The 12,561-nt window shown below is 69.7% G+C and carries 11 protein-coding genes; 10 read left to right on the forward strand and 1 reads right to left on the reverse strand.

All coding sequences use genetic code 11. From position 1 onward, the window contains the following. The 7 genes from AB1609_06065 to AB1609_06095 form a co-directional block, all read left to right on the forward strand. A partial coding sequence (locus tag AB1609_06065) for a hypothetical protein (protein ID MEW6046033.1) occupies positions 1 to 682 on the forward strand: 682 nt, incomplete at its 5' end. 31 nt (positions 683 to 713) lie between these two features. Continuing rightward, a complete protein-coding gene (locus AB1609_06070) occupies positions 714 to 1,736 on the forward strand; it encodes a hypothetical protein (protein ID MEW6046034.1) in 1,023 nt (340 codons plus the stop codon). Positions 1,737 to 1,951: 215 nt separating this feature from the next. Beyond that, on the forward strand, positions 1,952 to 4,564 hold the full coding sequence (locus AB1609_06075) for an SLBB domain-containing protein (GenBank protein ID MEW6046035.1): 2,613 nt from the start codon (positions 1,952 to 1,954) through the stop codon (positions 4,562 to 4,564). Positions 4,565 to 4,591: 27 nt separating this feature from the next. Then, positions 4,592 to 6,043, forward strand: coding sequence for a GumC family protein (locus AB1609_06080; GenBank protein ID MEW6046036.1), 1,452 nt, complete (start codon positions 4,592 to 4,594; stop codon positions 6,041 to 6,043). After that, entirely contained in the window at positions 6,040 to 6,855 is an 816-nt protein-coding gene (locus AB1609_06085) for a CpsD/CapB family tyrosine-protein kinase (GenBank protein ID MEW6046037.1), read from the forward strand. The genes AB1609_06080 and AB1609_06085 overlap by 4 nt, the downstream gene beginning before the upstream one ends. Then, positions 6,855 to 7,715, forward strand: coding sequence for a CpsB/CapC family capsule biosynthesis tyrosine phosphatase (locus AB1609_06090; protein ID MEW6046038.1), 861 nt, complete (start codon positions 6,855 to 6,857; stop codon positions 7,713 to 7,715). Before AB1609_06085 ends, AB1609_06090 begins: the two co-directional genes overlap by 1 nt. A gap of 23 nt (positions 7,716 to 7,738) precedes the next feature. Further along, a complete protein-coding gene (locus AB1609_06095) occupies positions 7,739 to 8,803 on the forward strand; it encodes a ParB/RepB/Spo0J family partition protein (protein ID MEW6046039.1) in 1,065 nt (354 codons plus the stop codon). On the opposite strand, the gene AB1609_06100 is transcribed toward AB1609_06095, so the two are convergent. Then, positions 8,790 to 9,758: an MBL fold metallo-hydrolase gene (locus AB1609_06100; protein ID MEW6046040.1), complete on the reverse strand. Its 969-nt coding sequence runs from the start codon at positions 9,756 to 9,758 to the stop codon at positions 8,790 to 8,792. The genes AB1609_06095 and AB1609_06100 overlap by 14 nt on opposite strands. Positions 9,759 to 9,933: 175 nt before the next feature. Here AB1609_06100 and hyi point away from each other — a divergent pair, with 175 nt between their 5' ends. The 3 genes from hyi to AB1609_06115 form a co-directional block, all read left to right on the forward strand. Next, positions 9,934 to 10,740 (forward strand): hydroxypyruvate isomerase, encoded by an 807-nt coding sequence (gene hyi, locus AB1609_06105; protein MEW6046041.1) that lies wholly within the window; start codon positions 9,934 to 9,936, stop codon positions 10,738 to 10,740. A 37-nt stretch (positions 10,741 to 10,777) separates the two neighbouring features. Continuing rightward, positions 10,778 to 11,728, forward strand: coding sequence for a 2-hydroxy-3-oxopropionate reductase (locus AB1609_06110; protein MEW6046042.1), 951 nt, complete (start codon positions 10,778 to 10,780; stop codon positions 11,726 to 11,728). A gap of 163 nt (positions 11,729 to 11,891) precedes the next feature. Beyond that, positions 11,892 to 12,561, forward strand: a 670-nt coding sequence (locus AB1609_06115; GenBank protein MEW6046043.1) for an AAA family ATPase, incomplete at its 3' end; no start/stop codon positions are given.

Below are 12,561 nucleotides of genomic sequence, written 5' to 3' on the forward strand. Positions count from 1 at the left end.
GGGTTCGACGGTCACCTCCGTCGTCGGGCGCTATACCCCCGTTCCGTGGCTTTCGTTCACCGGCGAGTACGCCCAGAACCTCTGGGCGATGCCGCTCATCGTCTCCGCCATGCGTTTGGGTGCCACGCTCGACTTTGGGGATGTCAAGCTCGGCGCCCGGGTAGACAGGATTCATCCGGACTTCCAGCCGGCGCTGGGGTCGATAGCTCCCGGCGCAGAGGTGGGCGTGGACGCTTCCGTCAAGCTTGGCGACGTGCAGTTACGGGCGGGCGCCGGGAGGCGCCAGCCGTCGGGGACCGCGGAAGGTGAGGCCGTGCCGCCCGAGCTCATCACGTCGGTCGGCGTGCAGGTGGGGTGGCTCCCGGGCACAACGGTTCGAGCCGATTACGAATTGATCTCCGTGGATGACCTGGCGGAGGGGCGCCGGCCGGATCGGGCGCGCACCCGCGTCAGCCTCGACTGGGGAAAGGCGGGTGCCCAGCTCCAGATGGGCGTGCGGTGGGGCGCCGACCCGGCAAGTTCCGAAGCGGCTCAGGCGAACCGGCTGGAGGCCAACGCAGCGGTGAGCTATCAGCTCAGCCCGTACGCGGCGGTCATGCTGGGTTACCGGCTGATCGACTTCGGCGAAAGTGCCCAGGCGCGGACAGCCGACGCCACCGCCCGGCTCACCTTGCGGTTCTAAAAGGCGCACTTCCCGGTAAGGAGGCGTGGCGATGCCCCGAAACAGAAGCCCGGTCGTGGCGGCCCTGGCGGCACTCCTGGTGGCGGCGGCCTCGCCGGTGGCGGCTATGGCTCAGGGTCTCGAAGACGTTCCGCTCAACCAGAAGGTCAACAAGATTTACCAGACCGTAACGGGTTCGCCCCCGCCCGAAGGCGCAGGGCTGCGGGACCAGATCGACGCGGCCACGCAGTTGCTTTACGGATCCGACTGGCAGAGGAAAGTGAGCCCGAGCCTGGTCGATCGGGTGAATCAACTGCGGCAGCTGGTCACCCTGGGCGATCCCAACCGGTCCGTCTTCAGCCGGATCATGGCCATCGAGTGGACCATCAACCAGAGCCTGTACGAGTGGGAGCTGGTCAACCAGAAGGGTACGCTCGACATCCCTTCCCTCTCCGGCGCCGAGCCGCCGCTCCGGTCTTTGCGGGAGCGAGTCGGGTGGGTTGAGACGCTGCTGTACGGCAAGGAGCAGCCGGGCGGCCTGGTGGAGCGGGTGGACCGTCTCGCCCGAGAGGTCTGGGGCGGCACCGGGCAGGCCCGTCTCTCCACGAAGGTGGTCAAGGTGACCGCCGGTGCCGGCAGCGTGCGGATCAAGCTCCTCGGCACCATCAGCAACGAGCGGGAAAACGCAAGCAGCTTGGGGCAGAAGGTGCCCTTCGTGGTGATGGATCCGCTGGTGCTGGAAGGCGCTCTCGTGCTTCCCCGAGGCGCAGTGGGCATCGCGACGGTCGAAGAGGTCCAGCCGCCCAGTCTGGGCCGGCCCGGGCGGTTGAGCGCCTCGGGCCAGGTCTGGGCCATCGACGGGATCCCGCTTGGTGCCACGCTGGGCCTCGATGAACAGGCCTCAGGCCAGATCAGCCGGGTGGGCGCGGGTCTCAGCGGCCCGACCGCGGGGCCGACGGGGCTGCTGGTCCACGGTGCGGCGAGGACGCTCCAGCCTGGAACGGTGCTCGTGGCATCCATCGGGCCTGCCCCCGGTTGGCGTGAAGCGCCGGTGATCAACGCCCTGGTACAGTAGCCAGGCAGCCCACGGGGCTGTGGCCGGCGGGTGAAGGGTTCGGCGGGAAGTCCCCTGCCGCTGGTGGCGGGGGGCTTTCTTTTGTCCCTAGCGGCTTCCTTTCGCGGCATCGACGCGTTCCTATTGAAGCCGGCAGGAAAGTAAGGAATTTGCGCTTAACCGGTCAAATTTAGGAAAAGTCAAGACGACATACCACCCAGGCCTGGGAGCCGCTTATGGAGCGTTTTCTCAGAACCTCTCCAAGAGCATATGCCGTCCTTGCGGCCGTCCTCCTGATGCTGGCGGCCGCTTTTTCGGCGGTGGCCGCCGAGGCTCCCTACCGCCTCGGCCCGGGAGACCTGTTGCAGATCAGCGTCTGGGGGCATGAGGAACTCCGCGCCACGGTCGAGGTCAGGCCGGACGGCTACGTCACGTTCCCGCTTGCCGGCGACGTCGAGGCATCCGGTAGAACTCCCGCCGAGGTCAGCCAGGTCATCGCCTCGCGGCTTGAGACCTTTGTCCGATCCCCGCAGGTCACCGTGATCGTCCAGCAGTTTCGCACCATCCGGGCGCAGGCACTGGGCGCGGTGCGCCAGCCGGGCACCTACCCGCTGCGTCCCGCTGCACCCATCACCGACTTGCTGGGCGCTGCGGGGGGCCTGCTGGACGACGCCGATGTGCAGCGGGCTGTGCTGACCCGCCAGCCTCCGGGCCAGGCTCCCCGGAGCCTTCCCCTCGACCTGAAGGCGGTGCTCGAGGGGGCCGCTTCGGTGACTGAGCTGCGGCTCGAGGACGGCGACGTGCTGTTCGTTCCCCGCGCCGAGCCCGCCCTGGCCCTCGGGGAAGTTCGCCAGCCCGGCGCCTACCTGGTGCGGCCCGGCATGCGGGTGGTCGACTTGGTGGGGGCGGCCGGCGGCCTGACGGATCGAGCGGCCGCCGAGGCGGCCACGTTGACCCGGCGGCTGCCCACAGCGGGTAGCAGTGAGGCGGGCCGGACCGAAGCCATCCCTCTCGACCTGTCGGCCCTGATCGGGGCCGCCTTTGCGGGGGGTGCCCCTCAGGTGCTGCCGGCGGCGGCCTCCGTTGAAGTGCGGCCTGGCGACGTTCTCCTGATCCCCCGTGCAGAGCGCGAGGTGGCGGTACTCGGGCAGGTACAGCGCCCGGGCGTGGTGCCGTACCGGACGGGCATGACGCTTGCCCAGGCGCTGGCCGCGGTCGGGGGCGTGACACAGGAGGCGGATCTGGCCAGGGCTGCTCTGACCCGCACGGAGGCTGACGGCAGCCAGCGGGTTATTCCGGTAGATCTCCGGCCGGTGGTGGAGCCCCGGTCAGTTAAAGCGGATCAGGGCCCGGTACTCATGCCCGGCGACATGCTGGTGGTACCGCGGGCCGAGCGCACCCTCATGGTGCTCGGAGAGGTCCGCCAGCCCGGGGTCGTCCGGTACCGGACGGGAATGACGGTGGCGGAGGCCCTGGCGGAAGCCGGCGGGCCGACCGAACTTGCCGATCTCGCCCGGGCTTCCGTCACGCGTGTCTCGACCGAGGAGACCACCGCTCCGGCCGAGCCCGCCCGGCGGATCGAGGTCGACCTGTCGTCCCTGGCCGGGGGGTGGGCGCCTTCCGTAGATGCTGCGTCCGCCATGACAGCAGCCGCGGTGGCAGTGCAGCCGGGCGACATTGTGCTCATCCCTCGGGCGGAGCGGCAGGTCGTTGTGCTGGGCGCTGTCCGGCAGCCCGGCTCCTACCCGCTGCGCCCGGGCGCCCGGGTGCTGGACGCTCTGGCGGCGGCGGGAGGCCTTACTGAAGAGGCCGACGGGGAAGCCATCACGCTCGTGCGTCCGGAGAGGGGCGGCTCGCCCGCCGACACGCCGGCAGGCGCCGGCGGAAGCGAGGCCGGGCGGCCCCTGAGCTATGAGGCCATGCTCCGGGCAACGGGAGATCCGTCGGTGAACCCGCCCGTGCTTCCCGGCGACGTCGTGGTGGTGGCGCGCACGGATCGGCGGGTGCTGGCGCTGGGCGCCGTCGCCTCGCCGGGCGCCTTCCGCTACCGGGAGGGCTTGAGGGTGCTCGACCTGGTCGCGCAGGCAGGCGGCCCCCGGCCTGACGCGGACGCATCGACCGCCGTTCTCACCCGGCCCGATGGCAAGACGCTCCATCTCGACCTGCACGCTCTTGTCAAAAGCCCGGGGTCGCCCGAAAACGTGGCGCTCAAGCCCGGCGACGTTCTGTATGTGCCTCCAAGCCGCCAGGTGCTGGTGCTCGGCGAGGTGGGCAGGCCGGGAGCTTATACGGTTCCCCAAGGCGGGCGGGTGCTGGACATGCTCGCGCTGGCCGGGGGCGTGCGCCCCGACGCCGGCGTGACCACAGTGGTGCTGACGCGCCGCGCCGGCGAGGCCGACGCCGCCACCAGCGCCGTCTTCCGCCTCGACTATCCGCGCCTCGTGAGCGGGGCGGATGCGTCGCTCAACATGCGCGTCGAGAATGGGGACGTCATTTACGTGCCCGAAGGCCGGCGCCACGTTCTGGTGCTCGGCCAGGTTCAGCGGCCGGGCCTGTACGTCCTGCCGTCATCGGGGCCCGTCCGGCTGCTCGATGTCCTGGCGCTGGCAGGCGGGCCGACCCGCCGTGCCGTTCTCGACTCGGTGGGCATTCTCCGCGTCGACGGGCGCGCGGAGCAGGCAGCGGCAGGGCGGGGCGCCACCCTGTTCCAGGGAAGGGCGTCCGAGAACCCCGTCATCCAGCCCGGTGACGTGGTGTACGTGCCGGAGACGCGCTGGCCGGACTGGAGCCAGATCCTGGGTGTTCTGCAGGGCATCCGGCTCTTCCAGGAGATTGTCCAGGGTCTCTAAGGGTGAGCGGGGGTGGGAGGCATGGCGGTGGCCCGTGAAGCCGTCGAGGACGAGATTGACCTTCGCCGTTACCTGGCCCTCCTCTGGCGCCGGCGGTGGCTCATCGCCGGGGTGACGGCCATGTCCGCGCTGGCCGCCGTGCTGCTCACCCGTGCCGCAACGCCGCTGTACGAGGCCACCACCACGGTCCTGATCCGGCCCGGTAGCTCCAGCATGGCCGTGCAGGAGAACGCGGCCGCGGCCCTCCTGCTGGGATCCAAGTCTTCGCTGCAAAACTACGTGGAACTGCTCAAGAGCCGCACGGTCATCGAACGCGTTGTCCTCCGGCTCGAAGGCCCCGGCGGGGTCACCCCGGAGCGGGTGGAACGGCTGCGTTCGGCGGTGACCGTCCAGCCGGTGCCCAACACGGACACGGTGCGCATCAGTGTTCGGCTGCCGGACCCCGGCGAAGCGGAGCAGGTGGCCAACGCGATCGTGGAGAGCTTCGCGGCGTTCAGCCGGGAGATGAACCGCCTGGAGGCCCGCTCGGCGCTGGCCTTCATCGAGAGCCAGCTGCAGCAGGTGCAAGAGAAGCTGCGTTCCGCGGAAAACGCCCTGTTGAGCTACAAGGAAGCGCACCGCCTCGTGGAGCCCTCCGAGCAGGCGCGGGCCGCCGTCGGCAAGCTGGCCGACCTGGAGAAGATGCGGGCCGGTTCGCTCATCGCCATGCAGGAGACGGGCACCCGCATCGCACAGGTGCGCTCGCAGCTCGACAAGCAGCTTCCGACCCTCGTCACCTCGACGACGATCGCATCGAACCCGCTCGTCCAAAGCTACAAGCTGCGGCTCAGCGACGTGGAGGCGCGCATCTCGGCGGCCCGCCAGACGCTGTCGGCCAACCACCCTCAGATGGTGGCCCTGGAGGCCGAAGCGGCTGAGCTGCGCCGCCTCATGAGCCAGGAAGTCGAGCGGGTGGTCTCCGCGCAGACGGAGTCATTGAACCCCATCTACCAGGGCCTGGTTCAGGAACTCATCGGGCTCGAGGTGGACCAGCTGGCCCAGCAGGCGCGCCAGGAGGCCATCACCCGGCTCGTGTCGGCGGAGGAGGCTGCCCTGCTGGCACTGCCGGCCCGGGAGCTGGAGTTGGCACGCCTTTCCCGGGAGCAGCGGGTCAACGAGGAGATTTACGTGATGCTCCGCACCCGCTACGAGGAACTGCGGCTGCAGGAGGCCTCGGTCACGGCCGACGTTCGCATCATCGACCCGGCGGTTCGGCCCACGTCGCCCGTCGCGCCCCGGCCTCTGCTCAATCTGGCGGTCGCGCTGTTCCTCGGTATGTTTGTCGGCGTAGGTGCGACATTCGTGCTGGAGTTTATCGATACCAGCGTGAAGAGCGAGGAGGAGATCGAGCATCTTGCGGGCGCTCCGGTTCTGGGCCGCATTCCGGAGTTTTTGCCGGAGCCGGGCGACGCTCGCCGGGGGGAGGGGGGCCGGCCATGAGATGGCCTCTGCGGAGCCGCTATGGGGAGGCCGGGGCAGAGGGACCGACCGTGCTGGTGATGGGCGACCGCCGTTCCCTGGCGGCCGAAGCCTTCCGCAATCTGCGCACCAATCTGCAGTACGCCGCCGTGGGGTCGAAGTTGCGTTCCATCGTGGTGACCGCCGCTGGCCCGGACGAAGGCAAGAGCACCATCACGGCCAACCTGGCCGTGGCCGTCGGCCAGGGCGGGACGCGGGTCATCGCGGTCGGAGCGGACTTGCGGCGTCCCTCTCTACATCGAGCGTTCGGGCTGAGCCACCACGCTGGCCTCACCAGCGTGCTCCTGGGCCGGCTGCCCCTGGAGGAAGCCGTGCATCACATCGAGCGCTACCAGGTGGACGTACTGCCTTCCGGGCCGCTTCCCCCCAACCCGGCGGAGTTGTTGGGGTCATCCCAGATGGGGGCGCTTCTGGAGGAGTTGACGCGTCGCTGGGACCTGGTGCTCGTGGATACCCCTCCGGTGGTGGCGCTGAGCGATGCGTCGCTTCTGGCGGCAAAAACCGACGGGGTACTGCTGGTGGTGACGGCCAACCAGACGCCGCGTGAGGTGGTGGCCGCAGCGCGGCGCCAGCTCGAGCAGGTGGGAGCCCGGATTGTCGGCGTGGTGCTCAACCGGGTCAGGCCGGGCGAGGTGGGGCATTACCACTACTACTATTACTACTACTCACGGGACGGCGCCCCACCCGCTGGCGACACCCTTCTTCCCAACGGTGCCGGCCCCCACACCGGCGACGAGGCCGCTCCCGCACCGAAGGGGGGCCGCAGTCGGTAATGACGGGCATGGACGCCCCGGGATTCGTGGACATCCACCACCATCTGCTGCCGGGGCTGGACGACGGCCCGAAGAGCTGGGCCGAGTCGCTGGCCATGGCGAGGGCCGCCCAGGAGGCAGGCATCCGGGTGGTGGTCGCCACACCGCACATCCACCTCGGCAACCCGGGGCAGCCGAGCGCGGCCATCATCGCCGAACTCGTCGAGGAGCTCCGCAGCCGCGTGGCCTCGGCCGGTTTGCGCCTCGAGGTGCTGCCGGGCGCCGAGGTGTATCCCGTTCCCGACCTGGCCCGGTGGCTTGAGCGCGCCGGCGCCGTGCGCCCCCTCGGGCAGGGGACGCAGGTGCGCTACCTGCTCCTGGATCTTCCCCTTGGCCGCCTGCCCCCTTACTTCGACCGGCTGATCTTCGAGGTGAGCCTGGCCGGCTTCATCCCGGTCATCGCCCACCCCGAGCGCAACCAGCAGCTGGCCGAACAGGCGGAACGCCTGCTGGCCTTCGTCAACCAGGGGGCGGTGGCCCAGGTGACCGCGCTGAGCCTGCTGGGCGGGTTCGGCGCTGCGGCCCGGCGGGCGGCGGAGGAGTTCGTGGCCCGAGGGGCGGTGCAGGCGGTGGCCACGGACGCTCATGACCCCGTTCACCGGAGCCCGCTGTCCATGCGGGAGGCCTTCCGGAGGCTCGTGAAGCTCGTCGGTCCGGGCCGCGCCCTCGACCTCTGCGAGCGGTGGCCGCTGGCCATGGCACGGGGGGAGCCCGTCACCGAGATCGTCCCGGCCGGCGCCGCGCCGGCAAGCCGGGTCGCGCGCCCGGGTCTTGCGCGGGGGCTGCGCGCCCTGTGGGGACGGCTCGCGGGCACAGGATGAACAAGGCTCGGAGGAAGGTACCTATGGCGGAATACCTCAACGTCCCGGTCGATCGCATCCGGTGCGATGCCCAACAGGTTCGCCAGACGTTCAGGGAGGAGTCCATCGCCAACCTGGCCCAGTCCCTGAAGGAGGTGGGCATGCTTCACCCGGTCCTGGTCACGCCGGAGCAGGACGGCCACTACCGGCTGATCTCCGGCGAGCGGCGGCTTCGGGCCGCCATCCAGGCGGGGGAACAGACGGTACCGGCGCTGGTGGTCCGTGAGCTGCGGGGGAATGTGACACAGATTCAGCTCATCGAGAACCTGCAACGGGAGGACCTCAACCCCGTCGAGCGGGCGCTGGCCATTCAGGCCTTCATGGCTCAGGAGAAGTTGTCCAAGGCCGCAGCCGGTGCACGCCTGGGCATCCCCCGCACCACGCTCACGGATTGGCTCGACGTCCTGGATCTCGACCCCCGCTACCAGGCGGCGCTGGTCGACAACTTCCAGGGCGGCGATTCACCCCTCACGCTCTCCCACGTCTCGGAGGCGAAGGCGCTGGCGGCGCGCCTGGGCAGCCCTCAGATCGCTTCGGTGCTGCTGGATGCCGTTCTGGAGCACCGGCTGAGCAAGGCGGAGACGCGCCAGGTGGCGCAACTGGTGCGCGAGGGCGGCAACATCAGCATCATGAGGGCCGTGCGCATGGTGCGGGCGATGACCGACGGTGCAAACCAACAGGCCGCAGCCGCCGAAGAGGATCCCGGCGCTGGGGCGTTGGACGGCGAGGCAGCGGCGTCGGGTCAAGCGAAGGCAGGGCGGCCCGGCAGGTTCGAACGGCTGATCCGTTCCCTTGACCGTGTCCGGCGGGTGCTGGCGGCCCTCGTGGGCGGGGCGCTGCGCCACATGACCCCCGAGGAGCGGGGCCAGCTCCTCGATTACCTGCAGAGCATGCGGCGCTGGATCGACGACGCCATCACGTTCACCCGGGAGATAGACGACCCCCAACTGGCCGAGCAGAGGCGAGAGGCCATGCGGCGGGCCGCCCGGAAGGCTTCGAAGCGCAAGAAGGGCAAAAAGAGGCCGGCCAGCCGGATCACGCCGGCGTGAGGTCAAGGCGCTCGGGGTGCACCTTCTGCCAGTAGCGCTGGTACCCCTTGACGATGAGCCGGATCGGCGTGATGAGTTCGTAGGCCTCGAGTTCACGCGCGTCGACGCCGTGGGCCGCCGCCGCCGAGACCTCCAGGGCCTGGAGGCGGCGCGCCAGCTCCTCGTCGGAGGCTCCCGCCTTCAACCCGGCGAGCACCGCCTCGGACCACGCCTCGAGCTGGCGGCTCACTGACTCGAGGTATCCCTCCGGCGGGCCGCTCGCCGGGCCGAAGTGGGTGAACACCAGCTTGCGCAAGCCAAGGGATCGCAGGCGGCGCGTGGTCTCGTCCCACTGCTCGACGTCCAGTTCGGGCGGCATCGCAGGCACCCGCACGTAAGAGCGGCCAGGCGGCGCGACGCCGGCCGCGTCCCCCGCGAAGAGCAGCTCGCCATCCAGCAGGTAGGCCACGTGGTGGGCAGCGTGCCCCGGGGTGTAGAGGGCCTCGACGGTGTGCCCGAAAAACTCCAGGGCAGCATGCTCGCCGATGCCGCGCAGCAGCTCCTTTGGAACCGGGGTGATCCCTTTCCAGAGCTGCTCCATCAGGTCGGCCCCGAACGTGCGCGACGCGCTCGCCCAGAGGCGAGAAGGGTCTGCCAGGTGCGGCAGGCCCGTTTCGTGCACCCAGACCGGGCAGGCTGCCTCGCGGGAAAGCTGGCCGGCCGCACCGGCGTGATCCAGGTGGATGTGGGTCACGAGCACGCCCTCGAGCCGCTGCAGGCTGAGCCCTGCCTCCGCAAGCCCCGCCTTCAGGCCGTCGAGTGTGCTCTCCGGGCCCGGCTCGATGATCACGAACCGCCCGCCGGGCCCGATCAGCACGAAGCTCGCGATGAGGTTGGGCCGGCCCTGGAAGAGCAGGTCGATTCCCACGACGTCCCGGGCGATGGGGAAGGTGCGGCGATTAGCGGCTGTTGCCATGTGGTTCAGCACCCCACGCTTTCGTGCCCTGTCCCGGCCGTCCGGCCGCCTGTGGGAAGGTTCGCAGCTATCGTTCTCGTTCCTGCGCACCCCGTCCGGCCCCAGGAGGGGGCGGCCCGCCCGGCGCAGAAGGGTGCCGCACCGGAAAACCGCAGGCCCTGGAGGAGGCGTCCGTGTGATTCGCTGGGTGGCCAACCTCACCATGCTGTTCACCGAAGTGCCGTTCATGGAGCGCTTCGAACGGGCGGCCAGAGCGGGCTTCCGGTACGTGGAGTTCCTGTTCCCCTACGGGCAGGACGTCGAGGGCATTGCGGGCGAGCTTGCACGCCTGGGGCTCGAGCAGGTGCTGTTCAATCTGCCGGCGGGCGACTGGGCTTCGGGCGAACGCGGCATTGCCGCCGACCCCGGCCGGCGGGCGGAGTTTCGCGACGGTGTGGAACGCGCCCTCGAGATCGCCTGCCGCCTGGGCGTGCGCCGGCTCAACTGCCTGGCGGGGCGGCGCCGGCCGGACCTGCCCGAGGCCGAGCAGCACGCCTGCCTGGTGGAGAACCTGCGCCACGCCGCCGACCGGCTGGCGGCCCACGGCCTGGTGCTGCTGGTCGAGGCGCTCAACGAACTCGACGTTCCCGGCTTCTACCTCACCACCACCCGACAGGCGCTGGCGCTGCTTGACCAGGTCGGGCGCGCCAACGTGCAGCTCCAGTACGACGCCTACCACATGCAGATCATGGAGGGCAACCTGACGCAGACGCTGCTCACCAACCTTTCCCGCATCGGGCACGTTCAGGTTGCCGACGTTCCCGGCCGGCACGAGCCGGGCAGCGGCGAGATCCGCTACCCGTTCGTGCTGGAGAAGCTTGACCAGGCGGGCTACACCGGCTTCGTCAGCCTCGAATACGTGCCGCAGGACTCCACGGAGGAATCGCTGAGAGCAGCAGCCGCCGCTGGTCTGGCGCGGCTGGGCCTGCCACACCCGCGCTGACCGGCCGCTGCAACCGGGATTGGAGGAGGTTGGAACGGTGCATACCGCTGCGTTCAGCAGAGCCGAGGCGGGCAACACCACCATCGCCTTTATCGGGCTCGGAATCATGGGCCGGCCCATGGCAAAGAACCTGCTGAAGGCGGGCTTCCGCCTGCAGGTCCACAACCGAAGCCGCCCACCCGTCGAGGAACTGGCGGCCATGGGCGCCACCCCCGCGGGCTCGCCGGCAGAGGCCGCCCGCGGCGCCCAGGTGGTCATCACGATGCTCCCTGACTCGCCGGACGTTCGCCAGGTGGTGCTGGGGCCGTCCGGGGTCCGGGAGGGCCTGCGGGCGGGCGGCGTGCTCATCGACATGAGCACCATCTCGCCCATCGTGACCCGGGAGATCGCGGCCGCGCTGGCCGAGCAGGGGATCGCCATGCTGGACGCGCCGGTGAGCGGCGGGGAGAAGGGGGCCATCGAGGCGACGCTTTCCATCATGGTGGGCGGCGACGAGGAGGTCTTCGAGGCGTGCCGCCCCATCTTCGAGGCGCTCGGGAAAAACATCGTCTACATGGGCGCATCCGGGGCCGGCCAGGTGACGAAGGCGTGCAACCAGATCGTGGTAGCTGTTACCATCCAGGCCGTGAGCGAGGCCCTCACCCTGGCGGCCCGGGCCGGGGTGGACCCGGCGAAGGTGCGCCGGGCGCTTTTGGGAGGGTTTGCCCAGAGCCGTATCCTGGACCTGCACGGGCAGAGGATGCTGGAGCGCAACTTCAAGCCAGGGTTCAAGGTGCGGTTGCACCACAAGGACCTGGGCATTGCCCTGTCCACCGGCCGGGCATTGGGCGTGCCGCTCCTGTCCGCTGCCCTGGTCAACGAACTGCTGGCCACTCTCGAGGCCAGGGGCCGGGGCGACTGGGATCACTCTGCGCTGGCGGAGCTGGCGTCGGAAATGGCAGGCGGCGGACCCGGTTCACAAGACATAACGGCAGCCGGGCCGGTATAATTGCCGTACAAAGACTGACAGGAGGCAGAAAACCTTTCCGATGCCGCCGCCGGACGGCTCCATGCCCGCACCAGGCCCGGCCGTTGCCGCCAGGCGAGGCCGCCGCCACGTGCGCGAACCGGGAACGGGGCCCCGGTGGCGCAGGCTGTGGCTGCGCTGGCGAATGCTCGTCTGGCTGCTGGCTGCCATCGCGGTCTACACCCGGTTTTACTACGTCAACCCGGGCGGCACGCTGGCATGGACGCTCACCGTCGGCCGGTGGACGCTGACCATCTTCCTCACCATCACCTTCGCCCTTGTCCAGTTCATTGCCATCTTCTGGTTTCTGGGGCGGGCTCAGATCTACTGGATCCGCCCCGGCGAGACCGGCGTCACGTTCGACGACTACCGCGGCAATCCCGAGGTGCTGGAGCAGGCCCGGCGCGTGGTGACGCTGCTCAAGGGCGTCAAGGGCTTCAAGGAGATGGGTGGTGAGGTCTCCCGCGGCATGCTGCTGGTGGGCCCCCCGGGTACCGGCAAGTCCTACCTGGCGCAGGCCATCGCCACCGAGGCGGGGCTTCCGTTCGGTTACCTATCGGCTGCCAGCATCCAAAACATGTTTTTCGGCGTGTCCAACTTAAAGATCATGAACATGTACCGCAAGGCCCGCCGCCTCGCGATGGACTATGGCTCTTGCATCGTTTTCCTGGACGAGTTTGATGCGATTGGGATGTCGCGCACCCGGCAGCAGGCGGGAGCGGGGTTCCCCATCTTCGGCGGGATGGGCCTGCTCAACGAGCTCTTGCTCCAGATGGATCCGCCGCGCTTCGAGGCCCGGTGGTGGGCGAGGTTCC

The organism is Bacillota bacterium, from assembly GCA_040754675.1.
Lineage (GTDB): Bacteria > Bacillota > Limnochordia > Limnochordales > Geochordaceae > Geochorda.

Coding starts and splice junctions, on each gene's coding strand:
- AB1609_06070 (MEW6046034.1), top strand. CDS start 714: ATGCCCCGAAACAGAAGCCCGGTCGTGGCGGCCCTGGCGGCACTCCTG.
- AB1609_06075 (MEW6046035.1), top strand. CDS start 1,952: ATGGAGCGTTTTCTCAGAACCTCTCCAAGAGCATATGCCGTCCTTGCG.
- AB1609_06085 (MEW6046037.1), top strand. CDS start 6,040: ATGAGATGGCCTCTGCGGAGCCGCTATGGGGAGGCCGGGGCAGAGGGA.
- AB1609_06090 (MEW6046038.1), top strand. CDS start 6,855: ATGACGGGCATGGACGCCCCGGGATTCGTGGACATCCACCACCATCTG.
- AB1609_06095 (MEW6046039.1), top strand. CDS start 7,739: ATGGCGGAATACCTCAACGTCCCGGTCGATCGCATCCGGTGCGATGCC.
- AB1609_06100 (MEW6046040.1), bottom strand. CDS start 9,758: ATGGCAACAGCCGCTAATCGCCGCACCTTCCCCATCGCCCGGGACGTC.